This window comes from Nonomuraea sp. NPDC049158 (genome assembly GCF_040648335.1).
Taxonomy (GTDB): domain Bacteria; phylum Actinomycetota; class Actinomycetes; order Streptosporangiales; family Streptosporangiaceae; genus Nonomuraea.
Genome location: NZ_JBEZDM010000005.1, coordinates 81,658 through 102,951 on the forward strand (window position 1 = coordinate 81,658; position 21,294 = coordinate 102,951).

Below are 21,294 nucleotides of genomic sequence, written 5' to 3' on the forward strand. Positions count from 1 at the left end.
GAGGGCTACCAGACCTGTAGCAAGGCGCCGAATTCCAGGTCCACGTCCCAGACGCGGGAGAATACGATCACGGATCCGCCATCGGCGGCGCCGCAGTACACCTTCTTGCTGACGGCCGAGGTGATGCCCTGGGCGGCGACCTCGTCGAACCAGTTGGTGTAGGAGTAGATCGGGCCCCCGCTGTCACCGTGTGCGACGGCGCAGCCGCCGACCACGCTTTTGGCGCGGACCATGTGCTTGACGTACTGACCGTTGGTGTACGTGCCGCTCCAGCCGGTCTCGGTCACCTTGATCAGGCAGTTCTCGCCCAGGGTGGCCCCGGAGTTGCAGACGAAGTTGCCCACGTACGCCTTCCACAGCGCCACCACCTTGTTACTGGTGGAGGCGGTGCTGCTGCCGTCGAAGACGTTGGCGGTCGCGTCGGCGAGCACGATCGCGGCGTCTCGCTTGGCGACGCGCCAGGACAGCTGACCCATGTAGTTCGCCGGGCTGATGCCGCCGCCGTCGTAGAACTGGTCCCAGACATTGCCGCAGTGAGCGGCGGTGAGGAACCCCGGGGTGCCGTACTTGTCGACGACCGCGAAGCCGGAGCTGCAGCCTGCTCCCGACTGCTGGTTCCAGGTCCGGCCGCCCGCGTAGTAGCTGGGTACGTCGTCCTGCCTGCTGTAGGCCGGGCTGAACTCCTCTCCTCTCTCCAGTGTGATCGGCGCGGTCGTGCCGCTGGGCCGCTGCAACTGCTGCGGCTCGGTGTCCTCCCCGGTGACCGAGAGCCGGATGCCGCTGCCGTCCGGCTGCGGCGCCGCGCCGCTCGCCTGGCCGGCCTCGGCCCACTTCTCGGCCTCCTGCAGGAGTTGCGCGTTGGTGTAGGCGGCCGGAAGTACGGCCACCGGAGCCGTCTGCCGTCCCTGGTCGATCGTGGTCTGTACGGCCGGCGGCACCGTGCCCCGCCAGTACAGGCGTACCTCGTGATTCTCCGGTGCGACGACGATCCCCGCGTAGCCCTCGGCGTTCTCGGCCGACTCGGTGATGCGGTCGGCCACCCCGTTCAGCCGAGTCTGCTCCGAGAACAGCGCCTTCCAGTCGGCGAACCCGCCCGGCACCGCCCCCCGCGGCCCCGTCGCGTCCCTGTCCGGCGTCTTGCCGCCCGGGTCGTCGGTGGCCCGCGTGGTCATGGCCGGGTCGTCGATGGCGGTCTGCGCCGTGGCTGCCCCCGCGCCCAGAAAGGGCAGCAGCGCACAGGCGGTGCTGAGGATGGTCAGGCGTAAGCGGACTTTCTTCTGCATGAGTGAAACCCCCGTGTCTGTGACAAACGCGAGTCATCACAGCATGGGGATCACGGTTTGTTCCGCGTCCAATTACGGGGGCGGTCTGTGTACCTCGCCCTTGTGCCTGATCAAGGTCAGGCTCAGGGAGTGGGTCCCGTGGGTAGGGTCGTACGAATGAATCGCGTCTGCCTGGTCACCGGGGCCAACCGGGGCATCGGATTGGAGGTCTCTCGCCAGCTCGCGCTGGCTGGGGACACCGTCATCCTGACCGCCAGGGATCTGGGGAAGGCGGAGAAGGCGGCGAGTGGGCTGCGCGGGAGCGTGGAGCCGCGGCAGCTGGATGTCGGTGATCCGGACTCGGTGCGCCGGTTCGTCGAGGAGTTGCCGTACGAGAAGGTAGATGTCCTGGTCAACAATGCCGCCATCCACTACGACACCTGGCAGCGAGCCGAGAACGCCGACCTCGACGTCGTGCGGGAGGCGCTGGAGACGAACCTGCTGGGGACCTGGCGGGTGACGTTGGCGCTGCTGCCGTCGTTGCGGGCCGGCGATCATGGGCGGGTGGTCAACGTCTCCAGCGAGGCCGGGTCGCTGGCCGTCATGGGCGGCGGCACCCCGGCGTACACCGTGTCGAAGACCGCGCTCAACGCGCTGACCAGGATGCTGGCCGCCGAGCTGCGCGAGGATCGGATCCTGGTGAACTCCGTCTGCCCTGGATGGGTGGCCACCGACATGGGCGGGGCCGGCGGGCGGCCGGTCGCCGAGGGGGCTCGGAGCGTGCTGTGGGCGGTGAATCTGCCGGATGGCGGGCCTACCGGCGGGTTCTTCCGTGATGGCGAGGCTCTGGCCTGGTAGTCCGCTCGTCAGCCGGTGTTCCGGCGGCGGTGGGCCTTCTGCCTGCAGGCGCCGCCGCAGAAGCGGGGTGGGCGGCCGGTGCGGGAGGTGTCGATGATGGTGCCACACTCCTCGCAGCGGGCCGCGGGATCCGTGCGGGTTTCGTTACTGGTCTCCTGTTTCGTCACAGGTTTCGTTACGGTGGGCAGCCGGGAGCGTCCGGTGCGGAGGCCGTCCAGGACGAGGGCGGTGGGCCTGCCGGGAGTGGTGCTCTGCGCCTCCATCGTGAGGCATCCCGCCATGAGCGCCATGACGTCCGTCAGTTGCGCGTCCGGTCGTACGGCGCCGGCCTGGCGGGCCCGGTCGAGCAGGGCGGCGAGGGCGAGGCCGTAACGTCGCCGGGCCTCCGGCGCCATCTCCGACTTGAGGCCCGAGGCGAAGGATTCGCAGAGCGCCTTGTTGAGTCCGGCCTGCTCGACGGTCGATGTGAAGGCGGTGAAGAACGCCTCTCCGGTCTCCGCTTCGCCGGTGGTCAGCAGGGCGGTGAGGTCGTCGGCCAGGCGTTCGATCCGGTCGTGGACCACCGCCTCGAACAGGGCCTCCTTACTGGGGAAATGCCGGTAGACCGTGCCCGCGCCGACGCCCGCGCGTCTGGCGATCACGTCGAGCGGCACTGACAGGCCCTCCGCGGCGAACGTCTCCTGGGCCGCCTCCAGCACGCGGGCGCGGTTGTGCCGGGCGTCCGCGCGAGCGGCGATCGTCATGTGGCCTCCCATGCGTCGGGCGGTGCCCGGATTGACAAGCGGAACGTGCGTTCCGTAGCGTCTAAGCGGGTTGACCGTTCCGATTCTACGCAGAACGAGGAGTTCGCATGACCGTACCCCCATACCCGACCGCCCGAGAGGTCGTCGATCGCTTCCTGCGGGCGTCCGTGGACGGCGGGCTGGCCGACCTGTACGCCCCCGACGTCGTGATCGAAATACCGTTCGCCCCGGCCGGCATCCCTCGGCGCACGCAGGGACGTGAGGAACTGCGGGCCAGGTTCGAGGCCGCCAGAGGCGTGCTGCGCTGGGAGCGGACGGACAACGTGCTGGTCCACGAGACCGCGGACCCCGAGGTGGTCATCGTGGAGTTCGAACTCCACGGCTCTCTCGTCGCCTCGGGGCGGCCTGTCGTCTCGACGTACATCATGGTCGTCCGGGTGCGCGAGGGCTTGATCGTCCATTCCCGGGACTATGGGAACCCCATGGCCATGGAGGAGTACCGCGAGGAGCTGATGGGCGCGCTGAACTCCTAACGCGCGTACCTCATGAGGACCGTGCCGTTGTCGAACGTGCGCGTCGCGGTCAGGTTGAACAGGGTCGGGCGGAACTCGCCGTGGAAGGCGGGAATGCCCGACCCGGCCACCACCGGGTAGGCCTTGACGATCAGCTCGTCGATCTCCGGCAGCAGCGTGCCGGCCAACTGGCCGCCGCCGCAGAGCCAGATGCCGAGGCCGTCGTCCTCTGCCTTCAGCCGGCGGACCAGCGCGAGAGGGTCGCTGGAGACGAGCTCCACCGCCGGGTCGGCGATCTCCGGAGTTGTGGTGGAGATGACGTACTGCCGCAGGTGGGCGTAGGGGCTGGTCACGCCGACGTCGAGGCCCGGCTGGTAGGCGCCCCGGCCCATGAGCACGGTGTCGAAGCTCTTGTTGGGGGCCTCGAAGCCGATCTGCTTCCGGATGTGGGTGGGGACGGTCTCGGGGAACTCCTCGTTGGCGTAGGCGGCCAGGTCATCGGACAGGGGGTAGAAGTCGAACTCGCCGTTCGGGCCGGCGATGTAGCCGTCGATGGACGTCGCGACGTAGTAGGTGAGCTTTCGCAATCGAGTCACTCCATTTGTAGTACTTAGATCGAAGTGATGTAACCGTAGTACTACGTCTAGAGTGGTGTCAAGGCTGCGACGATGGAGGACATGAGGCTCGCGAAAGAGACGGACAGGGGTGCGGTCGAGGAGCTCGTACAGGCGGCCTACCAGCCGTGGGTGGCCGTCATCGGCGCGCGGCCCCGCCCTATGGAGGCCGACTACGCCGCGCTCATCTCCGAGGGCCGGGTATACGTGACAGGCGACGACCTCGACGGGCTCATCGTGCTGATCCCCGAGAACGGGGTGCTCTACGTCGACAACGTCGCGGTACGCCCCGGCCTCCACGGCAAGGGCATCGGCCGGAGCCTGCTGGCCTTCGCCGAGCAGGAGGCGCGGCGGCTCGGCCTGCCCGCCCTGCGCCTCTACACCAACGTCAAAATGGCCAGGAACATCGCCCTCTACGAGTCGCTCGGCTACGTCGTGACCGGCCACAAGGAACGCGAGGGCCGCACGGTCGTGGCCATGCGCAAACAGCTTCCGTGACGGTGGCTCAGCCCGTGAGGACACCCAGGAGGTGGGTCACCTCGCGGGCCACCGCGTCGCGGCCCGCCCGCAGGTACTTGCGCGAGTCGACCACCTTCTCGTCGCCGGCCAGGTAGTCGCGTACCGCGCCGGTGAACGCCTTGTTCAGGTGCGTGGCGATGTTGATCTTCTTCATGCCGTGCCGTACGGCCGCGCGAAGGGTGTCGTCGGGCACTCCCGACGAGCCGTGCAGCACCAGCGGGACCGCCACGGCGGCGCGGAGCTCGGCGATGAGGTCCAGGTCGAGCACGGCGTCCTTGGTGGTCATCGCGTGCGAGGTGCCCACGGCGACGGCCAGCGCGTCGACGCCGGTGCGTGCCACGTAGTCCACCGCCTCGTGCGGCTTGGTACGCGCCCCCGGCGCGTGCACACCGTCCTTGCCGCCCACCTCGCCCAGCTCGGCCTCCACCCACACGCCGCGCTCGTGGCACCAGGCGGCCACCTCGGCGGTGGCGGCCACGTTCTCCTCGTCGGGCAGCGCCGACGCGTCGAACATCACCGAGCCGACGCCCAGCTCCACCGCCTCTTCAACTAGGGCGCGATCGGTGGCGTGGTCGAGATGCACCGCCACCGGCACCGCCGCGCCCCTGGCGACCGCGAGGCAGGCGAGCGCGATGGGTTCGAGCGCGCCGTGGTAGCGGACGCAGTTCTCGCTGATCTGCAGGACGACCGGCAGGCCCAGGGCCTCGGCGCCCGCGACGATGGCGGTGGCGTGCTCCAGCTGGATCACGTTGAACGCGCCCACTCCCGCGGGTGATTCGCGGACGATGTCGCCGATTCGGGCGAGGGGCATGACGGCTCCTTTGACGATTCCTCAGAGGGTTCCTCAGGCGGTTCTTCGGGTGGTGAAGACGGTTGCTCAGGCGATTCTTCGGACGGTGAAGGCGGTTGCTCAGGCGATGACGATGCGGGGGTGGATGTCGGCGTAGACGTCGCGGTCGAAGTCGCCCGCCACGGGCGCCGCGACCGCCGCGGCGCCCAGCGCCGCCGCCCTGGTGAGCCGCTCGGGCCACGGGGACCGCTCCACGAGCCCCAGCGCCAGCCCGGCGACCAGCGAGTCCCCGGCTCCGGTTGGGTTGCCCTCCACCTTGTACGGCATGCGCGCCCGGAAGATCCCCTCAGGCGTGACGGCCAGCAGACCGTCGGCGCCCATCGACACGACCACCGACTCGGCCCCGCGACCGCGCAGCGCCTGCGCGCCCTCCTCGGGACCGCCTTCCGGAACGGCCCGCGCGAGCTCCTCGGCGTTCGGCTTGACGATCGAGGGCCGGCCGCCGGGCGCGTGCCGCAGCGGCTCGCCGTCGGCGTCCACGATGGCGGGCACGCCGTGGTCGGCGGCGATGGCGGCCAGCGTCGCGTACGCGTCGAGCGGCACACCTCTGGGCAGGCTGCCCGAGAGGACGACCGCCTCCGCCGTGGCCAGCAGGTCGGTGAAACGGCCGACCATCCGCCCGAACTCGGCCGCCGTGACCTCCGGCCCCGGCTCGTTGAACAGCGCGGTCTGGCCTCCGAAACCCCGCTCGTCGCCCGCCACGGCCTGGCCGGAATCCGCGACCACCAGCGTCGTGCGGGAGTCGGCCGCGATCCGCACGAAGGCGTGCGGCAGTCCGGCCGTCTGGAGGTCGGTCTCGATGGCCTGGCCGGTCGGGCCGCCCGTGAGGCCGGTGACCAGCACGTCCTGGCCGAGCGCGGCCAGGACGCGGGCCACGTTGACGCCCTTGCCGCCGGCCCGCCGGTGTACGGCGGCGACGCGGTTGACCCCGTCCCAGTCGACGCGGGGCACCTGGTAGGTGACGTCGAGGGCGGCGTTGAGCGTCACGGTGAGGATCATCAGGGCTCCACGACCCAGGCTCCGCGCTTCATCACGCCGGCCACCTCCAACTCGTCGGACAGAACCACCAGGTCGGCCGCCTTGCCCACGGCGATCGAGCCGGCGCGGTCGGCGACGCCCAGCACGCGGGCCGGCGTCAGCGAGGTGAGCTGGACCGCCTCGGACAGCGTCAGGCCCACCTCCTGGACGGCGCGGCGGAAGGCGACGTCCATGGTGAGCGTGCTGCCCGCGATCGAGTCGCCTTCGGCCAGCCTGGCGACGCCGTCGGTGACGATCACGTCCATGGAGCCCAGCACGTACGTACCGTCGCCCATGCCGGCGGCGGCCATCGCGTCGGTGATCAGCGCGGTCCTGGCGGGCCCGGCCACCTCGTAGGCCAGCCGCAGCATGGCCGGGTGCACGTGCACGCCGTCGTTGATCAGCTCGATCGTGACGCGCTCGTCCTCCAGCAGCGCGGCGATGGGGCCGGGGGCGCGGTGGCCGAGCGCTGGCAGCGCGTTGTAGAGGTGCGTGGCGACGGTCGCGCCCGCCTCGATGCCGGCCAGCGTCTGCTCATAGGTGGCGTCGCTGTGGCCGAGCGCGGCGAGCACGCCCTCGGCGGCGGCCATGCGGATCGTCTCAAGGGCCCCGGGCAGCTCAGGGGCGATGGTCAGCATGCGTACGTGCCCGCGTCCGGCCTTCAGCAGCTCACCGAACTCCCGAGGAGACGGCTCACGCAGCAGCCCGGGGTTGTGGGCGCCGCAGCGGGCCCGTGAGATGTACGGGCCCTCGAAATGGATGCCGGCCAGCAGGCCGTCGTCGCACAGCTCGGCCAGTGACGACGTGGCGCGGGCCAGGTCGTCGAGCGCGCCGGTCACCAGGCTGGCCACCATCGTCGTGGTGCCGTGGCGCTCGTGCAGCGCCACGGCGTCACGCGCTTGGTCCTGCTCGCCGGTCGGGAACGAGCCGCCCGCTCCGCCGTGGTTGTGCAGGTCGACGAAGCCGGGCACCACGTGCCGCCCGCCCAGGCCGTGGCCCGCGCGGGGGGCGGGTCCGTGCCCGACGTGCGTGATGCGGCCGTCTTCGATGGTCAACCACCCGTCGTGAACTCCCTCGGGAGTCACGATGCGGGCGTCGGCAAGAGTAAGGCTCATGAAGAAAGGATCACAGATCGGGTGAGGTGCAGGGGCTCGTCCGGGTCGAGACCCCTGGCGAACGCCCTGGCGACCGCGACCCGCTGCGCCCTGATCAGCTCGGCCATCGGGTCGAGGCCGGTCTGGAAGAACGTGCCGCCGGTCTCCTCGACCTGCTCGCGCAGGCCCTCGGGGGCGGTGCCGAGCATCCAGGTGACGCGGCCGGGGCCGGCGATGCTGATGGGGCCGTGACGGTATTCCATCGCCGGGTACGCCTCGGTCCACGACCGTGACGCCTCGCGCATCTTCAGCGCGGCCTCCTGGGCCAGGCCGACCGACCAGCCGATGCCGAGGAAGCTGAACTGTTCCGCGTCGGTGAGCTCGGCCGGGAGCGGGGCCGCCACGGCCTGCTCGGCGTCGGCGATCGCCTGGGTGAGGTCCTCGCCCAGGCTGGCGCGGAGCATGGCCAGCTGCGTGGTGGCGAACCGGGTCTGCACGACCGACCGCTCGTCGGCGTAGTCGAGCACGATGACGTCGTCCGCGGCCGTCATGACCGGCGTGTTCGGGTCGGCGGTGATGGCCGTGGTCCTGGCGTCGGTCCTGCGCAGGAGTTCGAGCACCTCGGTCGTGGTGCCGGAGCGCGTCAGGGCGAGCACGCGGTCGTACGAGCGGCCGGTGGGGGCCTCCGAGGCGGCGAACGCGTCGGTCTCGCCCAGCCCCGCGCGCTCGCGCAGGGTGGCGTAGGCCATCGCGATGAACCACGACGTCCCGCAGCCGACGACGGCGACCCGCTCACCGGGGCGGGGCAGCGCGTCGACGGGTACGTCCGCGACGGCGCGACGCCAGCACTCGGGCTGGGAGCCGATCTCGGCCTCGGTGTGGGTGGTCACCACTTGCCTCCCCGTGCTTGATTATTTCTGCTGTTTTTATAGCATAAAGGAGCAGAAATTTGCACCGGTGGCTTGACCTCCCAGGTTGTGCCACGCTTGGCCCCGACGGATCTCAAAGGGGAGGCATCGTGTCCCGCTACGATCGTTGGAACGCGATTCTCGAGCTGCTCGCGCAGGAAGGACGGCTCTCCGTCGAGGAGGCCGCCCAAGAGCTCGACGTCTCCACCGCCACGATCCGCCGTGACTTCGACCAGCTCGCGCAGCAGCAGATGCTCATGCGCACGCGGGGCGGGGCCGTCGCCCAGAGCGTCAGCTACGACCTCCCGCTGCGCTACAAGACCGCCCGGCACGCCGACGAGAAGCACGTCATCGCCGCGGCGGCCGCCGAGCTGGTCTCGCCGGGTGCCGTGATCGGGCTCAACGGCGGCACCACGACCTCCGAGCTGGCCCGCACGCTGGCCACCAACCCGGCGCTCGAATCGGGCTTCACCATCGTCACCAACGCCCTGAACATCGCCTCGGAGCTCACGGTCCGCCAGCACGTCAAGATCGTGGTCACCGGCGGCGTGGCCAGGCCGCAGTCCTACGAGCTCATCGGCCCGCTGGCGTCGGGCGTGCTCGAACAGGTGACGCTCGACGTGGCCTTCCTCGGCGTGGACGCGCTCGACGTGGAGCTGGGCGCCTCGGCCCACCACGAGGGGGAGGCCAGCGTCAACCACCTGCTCATCAGCCGGGCCGCGCAGATCGTGGTGGTGGCGGACTCCTCCAAGGTCGGTAAGCGGGCGTTCTCCCGCATCTGCCCCACCTACCAGATCGACACGCTCGTCACCGACGCCCAGCTCTCCGACTCCCTCGCCGGCGAGCTGACCGACGCGGGGGTCAAGGTCATCCGCGCCTGACGCCCCCGCGTTCCCGCCTCCGCCTCCGCCTCAGCGTGTTCCCCAACACTTCCGCGGGCCGTAACGGCGCTCGGCCACCATCCGGTCAGAGGCCGTCTCCTGGAGGCCCCCAGGCATGGTCGGCGGGTGGCGGGTAACCCATGCGTGCCGTACAAGAAAAGAGTGGAGTTTGTCGCAGGAGAGCCTGCGGCGGGTAAGAGGCCTGCGGCGGGTAAGAGGAGGGGCATGGCGGGAAGGGGAATCGCCCGGCTTGGGCCTGGAGAGCGGACCTCGGCGCTGGATTGGATGGGGGCACAGGAACTCGACGTGGTCGTGGTCGGCGGGGGAGTCGTCGGCGCGGGGATCGCGCTCGACGCCGTCACCCGAGGGCTCGACGTCGGCCTGGTGGAGGCGCGCGACTTCGCCTCCGGCACGTCGTCGCGATCCTCCAAGCTGATCCACGGCGGCCTGCGCTACCTGGAGCAGCTCAATTTCGAGCTGGTCCGAGAGGCGCTGCAGGAGCGGGCGCTGCTGTTGCAGCGGATCGCGCCGCATCTGGTCCGGCCGGTGCCGTTCCTGTTTCCGATGACCCACCTCGGGTGGGAACGCCCGTACGTGGGGGCGGGGGTCGCCCTCTACGACACACTGGGGTTCGCGACGGGGCTGGCCCGCGGGGTGCCGGGGCATCGGCACCTGTCCAGGAGCAGGGCGTTGCGGCTGGCGCCCGCGTTGAAGCGGACCGCGTTCACCGGCGCGGTGCAGTACTGGGACGCGCAGGTCGATGACGCGCGCTACGTGATGACGATGCTGCGGACGGCGGCCACCTACGGCGCGCACGTGGCGCCGCGCGCCCAGGTCGTGGGGTTCCTGCGCGAGGGGGAGCGGGTCACCGGGGTGCGGGTGCGTGACCTGGAGAGCGGCGCCGAGCTGGACGTACGCGCCCGGCAGGTGGTCAACGCGACCGGCGTGTGGAGCGACGACATCCAGGAGCTGGTGGGCGGCCGGGGACAGATCCATGTACGGGCCTCCAAGGGGGTCCACCTGCTGGTGCCGCGAGACCGGATCCACTCGCTCACCGGAATCATCCTTCGCACCGAAAAATCCGTACTTTTCGTGATTCCGTGGGGGCGGCACTGGATCATCGGGACCACCGACACCGAGTGGAAGCTGGACAAGGCGCACCCCGTGGCGTCGCGGGTCGACATCGACTACCTCCTCGACCACGTGAACGCCGTCCTGTCCGTGCCGCTGACGCGGGACGACGTCGAGGGCGTCTACGCGGGGCTGCGGCCGCTGCTGTCAGGGGAGTCGGAGGAGACGTCGAAGCTGTCGCGTGAGCACGTGGTGGCGCATCCGGTTCCCGGTCTGGTGATGATCGCTGGCGGGAAATATACGACTTATCGGGTTATGGCAAAGGACGCCGTCGACGCCGTCGCCCACGGGCTCGACCAGCGGGTGCCGAGGTCGTGCACGGACCGCATCCCGCTCGTGGGCGCCGAGGGCTACCAGGCGCGCTGGAACGCCAGGTACCGGCTCGCGCACACCTCGGGCCTGCACGTGGCCCGCATCGAGCACCTGCTCCAGCGGTACGGCTCGCTCGTCGACGAGGTCCTGGAGCTGATCGACCACGACAGGTCGCTGGCCCGGCCGCTCGGCGGGGCCGACGACTACCTGCGCGCGGAGATCGTCTACGCGGCCACCCACGAGGGCGCCCGGCATCTCAACGACGTACTGACCAGGCGGACGCACATCTCGATCGAGACCTTCCACCGCGGCCTGGCCAGCGCCCACGAGGCCGCCGAACTCCTCGCCCAGCCGCTCGGCTGGGACGGCGAGCAGGTCAAGCGCGAGGTCGAATACTTCACCAAGCGCGTCGAGGCCGAACGCCTGTCCCAGGAGCAGGACACCGACCAGGAGGCCGACGCGATCAGACTCGGCGCGCCCGAGATCGTGCCGGTCGCCCTCCCGGACCGCGACGCCTAGCGGAGTGGGATGCCTGTAGCGGAGTGGAATGCCTTCAGCGGAGCGGGATGCCTTTAGCGGAGCGGGATGTACGCCTGCTCGGCCAGCGTGGTCGCGTCGTTGACCTGGACGCCGTCCGTGGAGACGGTCCAGATCGAGTCGCCGATGACCATCGCGCGCTGGATGCTCGGCTGGTACGCCCCGTCCTTCGGCCGCTGGACCGGATGCTTGATCATGCCGAGCTTCGTCACCGCGGAGTCGTCGATCTTCAAGACCACCGCGCCGATCTCCTCCTTGTTCTCCTCGTAGGTGTTGAGCGGAATCACCGACAGGCCGGTCTTGGGCCAGTACAGGAACGCGTGCGGGTCCCATTCCGCCTCGGAGCCCGAGTTCTTCTGGAACATCTGCGACAGCCGCTTCGGGTTCGCCGGGTCGCTGACGTCGAAGAGCGAGATCTGCGTGCCGAGCGTCCGGCCCTTCTCGCTGGCCTCCTGCCCGATCCCGATCAGCCGGCCGTCGTTGCCGGGGTGGAGGTAGGCGGAGTAGCCGGTGATCTTCAGCTCGCCGGTCACCTTGGGCGCGGCCGGGTCGCGCAGGTCGAGCGTGTAGAGCGGGTCTACCTGCTTGAACGTGACGCAGTAGCCGACCGGGCCGATGAACCTGACCGAGTAGATGCGCTCGCCCTCACCCAGGCCGCCCACTTCGCCGACCTTGTCCAGGGTGTCGGCCTTGAGCACGTACACGCTGCTGGTGCTGGTCTTCTGGGCCTCGGAGTTGAGCGTGGTGGCGACGCGCAGGTTGCCGTCGTACTCCGACAGCGAGTACTGGTTCAGCAGCCGTCCCGGCACCTTGCCCGAGGCCACATAAGAGGGCGGACCCGGCTTGCCGATGTCGAAACGGTGGACCTCGGTCTCCTCGGGCGGAGCGGTCGGTGTCGGCGTGGGCTCGGGGCTGAGGGTGGTTGGGGAAGAGGGGCTGGGGTCGGTCGGCTCGGGGCTGAGCGTGACCTTGGCCGAGGGGCTGGGTTCGGTCGGGTCGGGCTCGGTGGCGGGGGCCTGGGGCGTGTCCTCCACGGCCGCCATCGGCACCGGCCACCACCAGCGCGGATTGCTGGTCACGTACAGACTCTGGCCGGTCCCGTAGACCGTGTCGCCGTCGGCCGCCAGGCTGATCGGGTCGGTGCCCGCCTCCGTGAGGCCCTGGGCCAGGTCGATGGTGTGCACGGTCAGCAGCGAGGTGCCGGTGTAGTCGGCCGGATGGCTGACCCGCGCGCAGTCGACCGTCTTCTTGGTGACGGTCCCGGCCGCGTCCGTGATCTGGATCTTGGGCAGCCAGGCGTCGAGCGGCGCCCGGCGTACCGCGTCCGCGTTCGCCTTCTTCATCTCGGCCTCGGAGGCGTTCTCCTTCGGCTGCGGGAAGGTGATGTCCGGCTGGCTGCGGGTGACGAGCCGGACGGTCGAGCCGACCATCCGGGCGTCCACGTACGTGCCCTGCGGCTTGATCGTCCCGAGCACCTTGGGCTCACCGGACAGGTCCACCAGTAGGTATCTGGTCTCGCCGACGGGCGCGAATCCCTTGTACATGATGTCGCCCCCGCGATACATCACCAGCGCGCGATCGCCCGAGACGAGCAGGTCGGCGGGGGCGTAGGCGGGCTCGTCGGCCTTGGTGAGCTTGACGGACCCGGTGACCTTCCTGGTGGCCGTGTCGATGATCCGCAGCGTGCCGCCCGCGACCGTGATGATCCGGTTGCCGTCCGTCTTGACCAGGTCGGGCTCGTCCACTCCCGCTTCGTGGGTGTTGGTCGTGGAGTGCTCCGGGGCGGTGTCGGCGGTCGCCTCCATGGACTTCTGGCGGGTCATGTACATGGGCACCGGGCCGCCGAAGCCCCACTGGCCGACGTTGCTCGCCGCGTGCTCGCGCAGCCCGGCGAGCATGTCGTCGCACCCGTTGTAGGAGACCAGGCGCACCTGCAGGCGCTGCTTCACGGGCGCGGTGCCCCCCGGCGCGGAGGTGCAGGCGGAGATGGCCGTCGCGAGGGCCGCCCCGGCCACGACCGTACGGATCAGCGTCTTCATGACCTCATTGACGGATCTCCGCGCCGAGCGGTTCACGATCATCCAGGGGGGTCGACCGTGAAGACCGGGCTGAAGTCGAGGTTCTCGGGGATGTCGAGCAGCTTGCGCACGAGTTTGCCCTGGAAGTTCGCCACCTGGATCTCGTCCCTGGAGGCGTTGTCCTGCTCCCAGCAGTAGACGTGGGTCTCGTCGTACCAGCCGAGGACCTTGTCGCAGTCGGAGGTGAACCGGCGGACCCGGTCGCCGCTCTCGGTGTTCCAGACGCAGTGGTCGCCGTCTCCGCCCTTGGGGCAGTTCGTGATGAACACCTTGCCGGAGGGGGAGAAGATGTCCTGCGTGCCGGAGGCCAGCGAGCCGATGTTCGCCATGGTGCGGGTGGTCTTGCCGCTCGTGTCGTAGAAGCGCAGGCCCCGCCCGGGGGACATGTTGACCACGCCCTCCTCCTCGCCGTCCCAGCCGAAGGCGGTCTTGCGGATCGAGGTGTCGGCCACGGTGACCACCTTGGCGTCCTCCGCGGCCACGTCCACGATGACGAAGCCGAGGTAGAGCCAGTCCTTGCCCGACTCCTTCTCGATGTTGAGCAGGATCTTCTTGCCGTCCTTCGACCAGGCGCGAATGCTGCTGATCAGCGGCTTGCGCACGGTCTTGATCGAGGTCCTGTCGCCCGTCCGCCGGTCGGTGATGATCACCGAGTCGTAGTCGTCGGAGGTGTAGTTGCGGCCGCGGCCGACCATGGAGTGGCCGTCGGGCGAGACCAGCGTCTCCCAGTTGCCGGAGTATTTCGTGAACGTCCCGCGCAGTGAGTTGCGGGCGTAGTCGATCCAGTCGTCGGCCTTCTTGTTGTAGACCTCGTACGAGGTCAGCGTGATCGGGTCGGCCGCATTCTCGTACAGCGAGATCGCGCCGCCGGGTATGGCCCGCTTCGTGCCCGTCCGCGGCACGCCCGTCGGCCTGGGGTCGGGCTGCCTGGCGGTCGCCGTGGTGGCGGTGCGGCTGTTGGCGGTCGGTGTGGTGGCCAGGGGCTTGGTCTGGCTGATGACCACGCCGACGGCGGCCAGCACGAGCAGCGCGACGGCCACGGTCATGCCGATGACGATGGGCGCCCGGCTCTTCTTCCGCTGGGAGTGTCCGGGGGTGTACGGGCTCGGGTGCGTCGGCCGGTGGTCGCCCGTGTGCGGGTATCCGCCGCCCATGGACGGCGGTCCGTGGTGGTGGCCGGGCGCCGAAGGCGGCCCGCCGGGCATGGAGGGCGGCCCCATGTGAGGGGGCTGACCGTTCACGGGCGGCTGGCCGTAGGGCGCCTGCCAGGGCTCCGCCGGGGCGGCCGCCGCCGCGGCCTGGGCGAGCATGCCGGAGTTGGGCACCGGGTGCTGGAGCAGGCGCATGATCACCTGCTCCGCCGTCGGCCGCTGCGCCGGATCCTTGGCCAGGCACGCGGCCACCACGTCGAGCAGCGGACCGTGCAGCCCGTTCATGTCCGGCTGGTGGTTCAGCACCCGGTTGATCACCGCGGGCATTGTGTCGCTGCCGAACGGCGAGCGTCCCGAGGCGGCGAACACGATCGTGCTCCCCCACGAGAACAGGTCGGCCGCCGGCCCGACGGTGTGGCCCATGACCTGCTCGGGCGGCATGTACGAGGGCGTGCCCACCGGCATGCTGCTGATCGTCGAGGTGGCGTTGAGCGCCCTGGCGATGCCGAAGTCGATCACCCGCGGCCCGTCGGCGCCGATGATCACGTTGGCCGGTTTGAAGTCACGGTGCACGATCCCGGCCTGGTGGATCGCGGCCAGCGCGGTCGCCGTGCCGATGGCCAGGCGGTGCAGGGCCGTGCCGGTGCGCGGGCCCTCCTCCTGGACGATCCGCTGGAGGGAGGGGCCCTCGATGAACTCGCTGACGATGTACGGGCGGTCGTGCTCGATGCCGGTGCCGAGCACCGCGGCGGTACAGAACGGCGCCACCTGCTGGGCGACCTGGACCTCGCGCAGGAACCGGCCCACGCTCACCTCGTCGCCGGCCTGGTCGGGGCGCAGCCACTTGACCGCCACGTGCGTGCCGGCCGGGTCTCTGGCCAGGTAGACGACGCCTTGGCCGCCCTCACCCAGCCGGCCTAGGAGAGGCAGACCTCCGAGCCTCTCGGGGTCTCCCGGTCTGAGTGGCGCGAAGGAAGGCATGAAGGGATTCTGTCCCCATGCCATGGATTGGCAAAAACTACCCGCCGGTAGCGATCCGGAATACCCTGCTGCCATGCACGTGACGTCCAGCGGCAAGACGACCGAGATCACCGCACCGTTCACCGGCGAACCCCTCGCCGACCTGCCCGTTTCCGGGGTGGATGACGTACATGAGGCATATAGGAAGGCGCGGGCGGCGCAGGCGGAATGGGCCGCGCTCCCGGCCTGCTCGCCCCGCGCCGGCGCGCCGGCATCTTCCCCGTGGCCACCCGGGTGACGGAGCTGCGCCGACCCAAGGGCGTGGTCGCGCTGATCACGCCGTGGAACTACCCGCTCTCCCTGGGCGTCACCGACGCCGTGCCCGCGCTGCTCGCCGGCAACGCCATCGTGCACAAGCCCGACACGGGTGTGCCGCAACGAGACGTTCGGCCCGGTGGTCGGCCTCTACCGGTTCTCCTCGGACGAGGAGGCGGTGGCGCTGGCCAACGACACCATCTATGGGCTCAATGCCTCCGTCTGGACCTCCGACCTGGCGCGGGGCCGCGCGCTCGCCGCCTGGATCAAGGCGGGCACGGTCAACATCAACGAGGGGTACGGCTCGGCGTACGCCTCCTATGACGCGCCGATGGGCGGCATGAAGGCGTCCGGGCTGGGCCGCCGGCACGGAGCCGAGGGCCTGCTCCGCTACACCGAGGCGCAGACGGTCGCCTCGCAGGCCACGTGGCTGGGTTTCGAGCCGCCCTTCGGCATGACGTACGACAAGTGGGCGGGCGTCCTGGTCACCACGCTCAAGGCGATGAAGAGGCTGCGCCTCAAGTAGGGGCGGAATACCGTGTCCGGCGCGGGTGTCATGATCTCCATGGAGATTCGTTACGTCGGCGGCCCGACCGCGGTCCTGGAGATCGGCGGGGTACGGCTGCTGACCGACCCCACGTTCGACCCGCCCGGCGACTACCCGATCGGGAACCGGGCGCTGGTCAAGACGGCCGGACCGGCGTTCGAGCCGGACGACGCCGGGACCGTGGACGCCGTCCTGCTCTCCCACGACCAGCATCCCGACAACCTCGACAAGGCCGGGCGCGCCTTCCTTGCCTCGGCGCCGGTGGTGCTGTCGACGGGCTCGGCGGCCGAGCGGATCGGCGAGCCGGTGCGGGCACTGCCGAACTGGACGCACACCGAGCTGGCACGCCCCGGCGGCGGCGCGCTGCGGATCACCGGCGTGCCCGCGCAGCACGGGCCCGACGGGAGCGAGCACCTGGTGGGCGAGGTGACCGGGTTCGTACTGAGCGGCGAGGCACTGCCCACCGTGTACGTGAGCGGCGACAACGCCTCCCTGGACGTGGTCAGGGACATCGCGGCGCGCGTCGGGCCGGTGGACGTGGCGGTGCTGTTCGCCGGTGGGGCGCGGACGCCGCTGGTGGGCGACGCGTACCTGACGCTGACCAGCGACGACGTGGCCGAGGCGGCCGAGATCCTGGGCGCCCGTCACGTGGTGCCGCTGCACTTCGAGCACTGGGGACACTTCACGCAAGGCCGCGACACGCTGGTCAAGTCCCTCGCGGGGCTCGGCGACCGCGCGCACCTGCTGGAGCCGGGCGAGCGGGTGACCCTCTCCTAAGGGTCGCGTCAGCTCAGCCGGTGGCTGACCCAGACGTTCGGCTCGATGTAGACGGCGTGGTCCTGGGCGACGTCGCAGTACACCGGGCTGAGCGCGCCGGGCACCTCGACCGGCCCGGTCCGGTCGAACGGCAGCCCGGTCCACTCGCGCCACTCGGCGAGCGTGCCCGGTATCACCATCGAGCGTGGCGCGACCTTGACGATCTCCCCGCCGGCCCGTACGTGCACGCGCAGCCAGGCGTCGTGCGGCAGGCCGTCCTCGCGGGGCCTGAAGGCGTACTCCGTCATGGGCGTGTGCGGTTCGAGGTGCTTCTGGTTCGGCCGGACCGGCGCCACCAGCTCCCGGAACCCCAGCCGCGCCGCGTGCTCGCGCATCCCGGCCACCATCGCCGGCGACACCCCCGAGCCCAGCAGGTCTTTCCTGACGGTGATCTCCAGCGCGGAGACGGCGTCAAGGGGGCGATCCAGCTTGCGGGCCAGCCACCCCTGGCGGATCACCCCGTCCCAGCCGTCGTCGGGCAGCTCGTCGTCCCTGGCCGGGAAGGGGATCATGCAGGCCCTGGCCACCATCCGGCCGGGCTCGGCGTCGTCATCGGCCACCAGCACGTAGTCGGCGTAGTCCGTCGCGGCGATGGGATAGAACAGATCGGCGATCGGGTCGTTGAACATGAAGACGCGCCACGAGTGATCCATCTCCCATAACGCGGACGCGAACTCGGGACGCTCGGCGAGCGTGGTGATCCGGAGTGACATGCGGCTCATTGTCACACCTGTCGCGATCTTCCTTCAGCCCATTTCGGCCGGCCGCTGGACGGGCTGGTGCTCGGTCTTGAAGATCAGGGTGGTGTGCAGGTGCACGATCTCCGTACGGATCAGGAACCGCTCCAGGGCCAGCCGGTGCAGGTGATCGGCGTCGGCCACGGCCACGTGCACCAGGAAGTCCTCGGTGCCCGCGACGTGGAACAGCGTGATCGTCTCCGGCAGCCCCAGCACGAACGTGCGCAACGGGTCCACGATCCGGCTGGTGTGCGGCCGTACGCGCAGGGCGAGCAGCGCCTGGAGCGGGCGGCCGAGCCGGGCCGTGTCGACGGCGGCGCGGAAGCCGGTGATGACCCCACGGCGGCGCAGCGAACGTACGCGTTCCAGCGCGGTGGAGGGCGCGACGCCGAGCCGCTCGGCGAGATCCTTGTTGGGCAGCCGGGCGTCCTTCTGCAACTCGGCCAGGATCGCCAGGTCGATCGAATCCAGTTCGGCGTTATGCACTATTACCGCCTCCCGATTCGGCAAGGCTAGTCGTACACCACCGAATTGTTGAGTATCTCGAAGTATGTGGAACATCGAGGAGTTCACCGAAGCCGCCGGGATTACGGCCGGCGAGCTGGCGGCCTACGTGGACCGCAGCCAGCGCGGTGACGAGCCCGTGATCAGCCGTCGCCCGCCCCGTGAGCTGGCCGAACGGCTGAGAATCGGTGAGCTGATCGCCAAGGGCGGTATGACGCCCGCGACCTACCGCGACTTCCTGCGGACCTATCTCGGCGAGGGGACCCGGCTGCACCACCCCGCCTACCTGGGCCACCAGAGCGCCTCGCCCGACTTCCCCGCCGCGCTGGCCGACTTCGTCCACGGCGCCACGAACAACCCGATGGCCATCTACGAGATGGGCGCGGCGGCGGCCACGGTGGAGTTCGAGGTGCTGAGGTGGATGCTGGCCAAGGTGGGGTTCCCGGCGGGCGGTGGGGTGCTCACCCATGGCGGCTCGCTGGCCAACCTCACGGCGCTGCTGGCGGCGCGGGCGCGGGCCGTACCTGAGGCATGGGAGGACGGTGTGCCCGGCGACCTGGTGATCCTCGCGCCCGCGTCGGCGCACTACTCGGTGTCGCGGGCGGCCTCGATCCTCGGGCTGGGGCAGCGGGCCATGGTGCCGCTGGCGACAGACCACCTCGGACGCATAGACGCCACAAAATTGCCGGATATTTCGGGACGTAGGGTGATGGCGCTGGTCGCGGCCGCCTGCGCCACGGGCACCGGTCTGTACGACGATCTGCGCGCCGTCGGAGAGTGGTGCCGCGAGCGGGGCGTCTGGTTCCACGTGGACGGCGCGCACGGCGCCTCCGCCCTGCTCGCCGAGGAGCACGCGCACCTGCTCGACGGCATCGAGCTGGCCGACTCGGTCATCTGGGACGCGCACAAGATGCTCCGTACCTCTTCCCTGGCCGCCGCCGTCCTCGTACGCAAGGAGAACGACCTCGACGCGGCCTTCAAGCAGGAGGCCAGCTACCTGTTCTACGGCGAGCGCGGCTTCGACCTCATCGGCCGTACGGTCGAGTGCACCAAGGCGGAGCTCGGACTCAAGATCTTCCTGAACCTGGCCTGGCGCGGCGAGCGCGGCCTGGGCGAGTACGTCTCACGCCAGTACGCCACGGCCCACCGCTTCTGGGAGCTGGCCCGCCGGCGGCCGGGGTTCGCGCTGCCGTACGAGCCGGAGAGCAACATCGTCTGCTTCCGGTACGGCGACGCCGACCAGGCGGACCTGCGCGAGCGTCTCATGGCCAACGGCGCCTTCTATCTCACCTCGACGGAGCTCGACGGCCTCCGCCACTTACGCGTCACGGTCATGGCCCCGGCCACGGACGACACCACGCTCGAAGGCCTGCTGGACGCGATCGAGGCCCTGCACAGCAGCTGATTGACCAGAGCCCGTCGGACTCCGGTGCGCTAGCGTCGGCGACATGACGGAACTCGACCCCAGGCTCCGCGCCATAACGGATCTGAACGTCGCCGACGCACGCGAGTCGGGCGGCAGGCACGAGTACGACGGCAAGATCCAGGATCTGTCGCCGGAAGGCGTACAGGCCGGACTGGCGCGGCTTGGAGAGGGCGCCGCACCCGCCGACCCGTACGACTCGGCGCATCTGCGGGTCTTCGAGGACGGCCTGCGTACCCAGTACGGCGAGCTGGAGCTGCACCGGAGCAATCCGCTGCCGCACCTGGCGAACCTCGACCTGGCCTGCTACGACCGCGACTACGCCCCGCAGGCCGAGCGCGAGGCCGCCAAGGCCGCGCACCTGGCGCGCTGGCCGGAGGCGGTGACGCACGCGATCGCCGCGCTCGACCGGGTCAGCGCGCCGGTCGCGAGGTCGCTGGTCGCACCCATACAGGGACTGTCCGCCGGTGTCACGGACCAGACCGCGCTCGACGCGCACGGGCTGCTGGTCGCGCACATCGAGCGGGCGGCGGCGGTCGGCGACCCCGACGCGTCGCTCGGCGGCGACGCGCTGGCCCGGCTGATGGGCGGCACCGAAGGGCTCCCCGTCGACCTCGGCAGGCTGGCCGAGCGCGCCGACGCCGAGCGCGACCGGCTCATGGCCCTGCTCACCGAGTCCTGCGCCAAGCTGGGGCGGCGGGGAGAGGCGCCGCTGGACGTCGTACGCGAGCTGGTCAAGCAGCACCCCGACGCCGACGGCGTCATCGAGGCGGCCAGGATCGGCACCGAGAAGGCCATCGCGTTCACCCGCGAGAAGGACCTGGTTCCCTACCACGACGGCGAGTGCCTGGTCGGCCTGGCGCCCGCGTCGCGCCGCTGGGGGATGGCGATGATGTCGTGGAACTCTCCCGGCGAACCGGAGGGCCCCTCCTGGTACCACATCACCCCGCCGGACCCCGCCTGGCCCGCGCAGGACGCCGAGGAGTGGCTGGAGGTGTTCAGCGACACCACGCTGCCCGCGATCAACGTGCACGAGGTCGCTCCCGGGCACTTCTCGCACGGCCGCGCCCTGCGCCGGGCCGGCTCGGACGTGCGGCGGCTGCTGCAGTCGATGTCGTTCGCCGAGGGCTGGGCGCATTACGCCGAGGAGCTCTGCGTCGAGGAGGGGTTCGAGGCCCAGGACCCGCGTTTCGAGATCGGGGTCTGGGTGGAGGCGCTGGTCCGGGTCACGCGGCTGGCCTGCGCCATCGGCGTACACACCGGGCAGATGACGGTCGAGGACGGCGCCAGGCGTTTCGAGTCCGACACCAACCTGGCCGGACCGGCCGCGCTGTCGGAGGCGAGGCGGGCCACGTTCGACCCCACCTATGGCCGCTACACCTGGGGCAAGCTGCTCATCCTCGACCTGCGCGAGCAGGCGCGCAAGGAATGGGGGGCGGGCTTCACGCTGCAGCGCTTCCACAAGGCCCTGCTCGACCTCGGCTCGCCGCCGTTGGGGCTGATCGGAAGCATCCTCTAGGGGCCG

At 70.4% G+C, this 21,294-nt stretch carries 20 protein-coding genes and 1 pseudogene; 10 read left to right on the forward strand and 11 right to left on the reverse strand.

Annotation, left to right across the window (positions count from 1 at the left end; all coding sequences use genetic code 11):
• Window positions 1-5: 5 nt before the first annotated feature.
• Window positions 6-1,283 (reverse strand): S1 family peptidase, encoded by a 1,278-nt coding sequence (locus AB0B61_RS13255; RefSeq protein ID WP_358431478.1) that lies wholly within the window; start codon window positions 1,281-1,283, stop codon window positions 6-8.
• A 156-nt stretch (window positions 1,284-1,439) separates the two neighbouring features.
• Between AB0B61_RS13255 and AB0B61_RS13260 the strand changes: the two genes are divergently transcribed.
• The gene (locus tag AB0B61_RS13260) at window positions 1,440-2,120 is read left to right on the forward strand and encodes an SDR family oxidoreductase (RefSeq protein WP_358431480.1); all 681 of its coding nucleotides are present in this window, start codon (window positions 1,440-1,442) and stop codon (window positions 2,118-2,120) included.
• An 8-nt stretch (window positions 2,121-2,128) separates the two neighbouring features.
• Here AB0B61_RS13260 and AB0B61_RS13265 read toward each other — a convergent pair whose 3' ends face one another.
• Complete coding sequence (locus tag AB0B61_RS13265; RefSeq protein WP_358431482.1) at window positions 2,129-2,863, reverse strand: TetR/AcrR family transcriptional regulator; 735 nt, start codon at window positions 2,861-2,863, stop codon at window positions 2,129-2,131.
• 107 nt (window positions 2,864-2,970) lie between these two features.
• Between AB0B61_RS13265 and AB0B61_RS13270 the strand changes: the two genes are divergently transcribed.
• Window positions 2,971-3,396 carry a nuclear transport factor 2 family protein gene (locus AB0B61_RS13270; RefSeq protein WP_358431484.1) on the forward strand — a complete coding sequence of 142 codons (426 nt, stop codon included), beginning with the start codon at window positions 2,971-2,973 and terminating at the stop codon, window positions 3,394-3,396.
• Here AB0B61_RS13270 and AB0B61_RS13275 read toward each other — a convergent pair.
• A complete protein-coding gene (locus AB0B61_RS13275; RefSeq protein ID WP_358431914.1) occupies window positions 3,393-3,962 on the reverse strand; it encodes a dihydrofolate reductase family protein in 570 nt (189 codons plus the stop codon). The genes AB0B61_RS13270 and AB0B61_RS13275 overlap by 4 nt on opposite strands.
• A gap of 90 nt (window positions 3,963-4,052) precedes the next feature.
• On the opposite strand from AB0B61_RS13275, the gene AB0B61_RS13280 reads away from it, so the two are divergent.
• Window positions 4,053-4,487, forward strand: a complete 435-nt coding sequence (locus tag AB0B61_RS13280) for a GNAT family N-acetyltransferase (RefSeq protein ID WP_358431486.1) — start codon at window positions 4,053-4,055, stop codon at window positions 4,485-4,487.
• A gap of 7 nt (window positions 4,488-4,494) precedes the next feature.
• On the opposite strand, the gene AB0B61_RS13285 is transcribed toward AB0B61_RS13280, so the two are convergent.
• The 4 genes from AB0B61_RS13285 to AB0B61_RS13300 form a co-directional block, all read right to left on the reverse strand.
• Window positions 4,495-5,319: a class II fructose-bisphosphate aldolase gene (locus AB0B61_RS13285; protein WP_358431488.1), complete on the reverse strand. Its 825-nt coding sequence runs from the start codon at window positions 5,317-5,319 to the stop codon at window positions 4,495-4,497.
• 99 nt (window positions 5,320-5,418) lie between these two features.
• The gene (locus tag AB0B61_RS13290; RefSeq protein ID WP_358431490.1) at window positions 5,419-6,357 is read right to left on the reverse strand and encodes a 1-phosphofructokinase family hexose kinase; all 939 of its coding nucleotides are present in this window, start codon (window positions 6,355-6,357) and stop codon (window positions 5,419-5,421) included.
• Entirely contained in the window at window positions 6,357-7,490 is a 1,134-nt protein-coding gene (gene nagA, locus AB0B61_RS13295; RefSeq protein WP_358431492.1) for an N-acetylglucosamine-6-phosphate deacetylase, read from the reverse strand. The genes AB0B61_RS13290 and nagA overlap by 1 nt, the downstream gene beginning before the upstream one ends.
• Window positions 7,487-8,359, reverse strand: coding sequence for a sugar isomerase (locus tag AB0B61_RS13300; RefSeq protein ID WP_358431494.1), 873 nt, complete (start codon window positions 8,357-8,359; stop codon window positions 7,487-7,489). Before AB0B61_RS13300 ends, nagA begins: the two co-directional genes overlap by 4 nt.
• Window positions 8,360-8,487: 128 nt before the next feature.
• Here AB0B61_RS13300 and AB0B61_RS13305 point away from each other — a divergent pair, with 128 nt between their 5' ends.
• Complete coding sequence (locus tag AB0B61_RS13305) at window positions 8,488-9,258, forward strand: DeoR/GlpR family DNA-binding transcription regulator (RefSeq protein WP_358431496.1); 771 nt, start codon at window positions 8,488-8,490, stop codon at window positions 9,256-9,258.
• A gap of 225 nt (window positions 9,259-9,483) precedes the next feature.
• On the forward strand, window positions 9,484-11,220 hold the full coding sequence (locus tag AB0B61_RS13310) for a glycerol-3-phosphate dehydrogenase/oxidase (protein WP_358431498.1): 1,737 nt from the start codon (window positions 9,484-9,486) through the stop codon (window positions 11,218-11,220).
• A gap of 53 nt (window positions 11,221-11,273) precedes the next feature.
• Here AB0B61_RS13310 and AB0B61_RS13315 read toward each other — a convergent pair whose 3' ends face one another.
• Both AB0B61_RS13315 and AB0B61_RS13320 read right to left on the reverse strand, forming a co-directional pair.
• Window positions 11,274-13,277, reverse strand: a complete 2,004-nt coding sequence (locus AB0B61_RS13315; protein ID WP_358431500.1) for a beta-propeller domain-containing protein — start codon at window positions 13,275-13,277, stop codon at window positions 11,274-11,276.
• A gap of 38 nt (window positions 13,278-13,315) precedes the next feature.
• Window positions 13,316-15,448 (reverse strand): serine/threonine-protein kinase, encoded by a 2,133-nt coding sequence (locus AB0B61_RS13320; RefSeq protein WP_358431502.1) that lies wholly within the window; start codon window positions 15,446-15,448, stop codon window positions 13,316-13,318.
• Between the two features lie 73 nt (window positions 15,449-15,521).
• Here AB0B61_RS13320 and AB0B61_RS13325 point away from each other — a divergent pair, with 73 nt between their 5' ends.
• The 3 genes and pseudogenes from AB0B61_RS13325 (at window position 15,522) to AB0B61_RS13335 (ending at window position 17,066) form a co-directional block, all read left to right on the forward strand.
• Window positions 15,522-15,725 (forward strand): aldehyde dehydrogenase family protein, encoded by a 204-nt coding sequence (locus AB0B61_RS13325; RefSeq protein ID WP_358431504.1) that lies wholly within the window; start codon window positions 15,522-15,524, stop codon window positions 15,723-15,725.
• Between the two features lie 123 nt (window positions 15,726-15,848).
• Window positions 15,849-16,268, forward strand: a pseudogene (locus tag AB0B61_RS13330) (aldehyde dehydrogenase family protein); the annotation flags it as partial.
• Window positions 16,269-16,307: 39 nt separating this feature from the next.
• Window positions 16,308-17,066 carry an MBL fold metallo-hydrolase gene (locus AB0B61_RS13335; RefSeq protein WP_358431505.1) on the forward strand — a complete coding sequence of 253 codons (759 nt, stop codon included), beginning with the start codon at window positions 16,308-16,310 and terminating at the stop codon, window positions 17,064-17,066.
• A gap of 8 nt (window positions 17,067-17,074) precedes the next feature.
• On the opposite strand, the gene AB0B61_RS13340 is transcribed toward AB0B61_RS13335, so the two are convergent.
• Both AB0B61_RS13340 and AB0B61_RS13345 read right to left on the reverse strand, forming a co-directional pair.
• The gene (locus AB0B61_RS13340; RefSeq protein ID WP_358431506.1) at window positions 17,075-17,818 is read right to left on the reverse strand and encodes an N-acetyltransferase; all 744 of its coding nucleotides are present in this window, start codon (window positions 17,816-17,818) and stop codon (window positions 17,075-17,077) included.
• Between the two features lie 33 nt (window positions 17,819-17,851).
• A complete protein-coding gene (locus AB0B61_RS13345; protein ID WP_357948368.1) occupies window positions 17,852-18,328 on the reverse strand; it encodes an Lrp/AsnC family transcriptional regulator in 477 nt (158 codons plus the stop codon).
• A gap of 64 nt (window positions 18,329-18,392) precedes the next feature.
• Between AB0B61_RS13345 and AB0B61_RS13350 the strand changes: the two genes are divergently transcribed.
• Entirely contained in the window at window positions 18,393-19,751 is a 1,359-nt protein-coding gene (locus AB0B61_RS13350) for a pyridoxal-dependent decarboxylase (RefSeq protein WP_358431508.1), read from the forward strand.
• Window positions 19,752-19,794: 43 nt separating this feature from the next.
• The gene (locus tag AB0B61_RS13355) at window positions 19,795-21,288 is read left to right on the forward strand and encodes a DUF885 family protein (RefSeq protein WP_358431509.1); all 1,494 of its coding nucleotides are present in this window, start codon (window positions 19,795-19,797) and stop codon (window positions 21,286-21,288) included.
• Window positions 21,289-21,294 lie beyond the last annotated feature (6 nt).

Coding starts and splice junctions, on each gene's coding strand:
- AB0B61_RS13340 (WP_358431506.1), bottom strand. CDS start 17,818: ATGTCACTCCGGATCACCACGCTCGCCGAGCGTCCCGAGTTCGCGTCC.
- AB0B61_RS13315 (WP_358431500.1), bottom strand. CDS start 13,277: ATGAAGACGCTGATCCGTACGGTCGTGGCCGGGGCGGCCCTCGCGACG.
- AB0B61_RS13260 (WP_358431480.1), top strand. CDS start 1,440: ATGAATCGCGTCTGCCTGGTCACCGGGGCCAACCGGGGCATCGGATTG.
- AB0B61_RS13290 (WP_358431490.1), bottom strand. CDS start 6,357: ATGATCCTCACCGTGACGCTCAACGCCGCCCTCGACGTCACCTACCAG.
- AB0B61_RS13350 (WP_358431508.1), top strand. CDS start 18,393: ATGTGGAACATCGAGGAGTTCACCGAAGCCGCCGGGATTACGGCCGGC.
- AB0B61_RS13335 (WP_358431505.1), top strand. CDS start 16,308: ATGGAGATTCGTTACGTCGGCGGCCCGACCGCGGTCCTGGAGATCGGC.
- AB0B61_RS13280 (WP_358431486.1), top strand. CDS start 4,053: ATGAGGCTCGCGAAAGAGACGGACAGGGGTGCGGTCGAGGAGCTCGTA.
- AB0B61_RS13285 (WP_358431488.1), bottom strand. CDS start 5,319: ATGCCCCTCGCCCGAATCGGCGACATCGTCCGCGAATCACCCGCGGGA.
- AB0B61_RS13325 (WP_358431504.1), top strand. CDS start 15,522: ATGCACGTGACGTCCAGCGGCAAGACGACCGAGATCACCGCACCGTTC.
- AB0B61_RS13320 (WP_358431502.1), bottom strand. CDS start 15,448: ATGCCTTCCTTCGCGCCACTCAGACCGGGAGACCCCGAGAGGCTCGGA.
- AB0B61_RS13255 (WP_358431478.1), bottom strand. CDS start 1,283: ATGCAGAAGAAAGTCCGCTTACGCCTGACCATCCTCAGCACCGCCTGT.
- AB0B61_RS13265 (WP_358431482.1), bottom strand. CDS start 2,863: ATGACGATCGCCGCTCGCGCGGACGCCCGGCACAACCGCGCCCGCGTG.
- nagA (WP_358431492.1), bottom strand. CDS start 7,490: ATGAGCCTTACTCTTGCCGACGCCCGCATCGTGACTCCCGAGGGAGTT.
- AB0B61_RS13355 (WP_358431509.1), top strand. CDS start 19,795: ATGACGGAACTCGACCCCAGGCTCCGCGCCATAACGGATCTGAACGTC.
- AB0B61_RS13270 (WP_358431484.1), top strand. CDS start 2,971: ATGACCGTACCCCCATACCCGACCGCCCGAGAGGTCGTCGATCGCTTC.
- AB0B61_RS13310 (WP_358431498.1), top strand. CDS start 9,484: ATGGCGGGAAGGGGAATCGCCCGGCTTGGGCCTGGAGAGCGGACCTCG.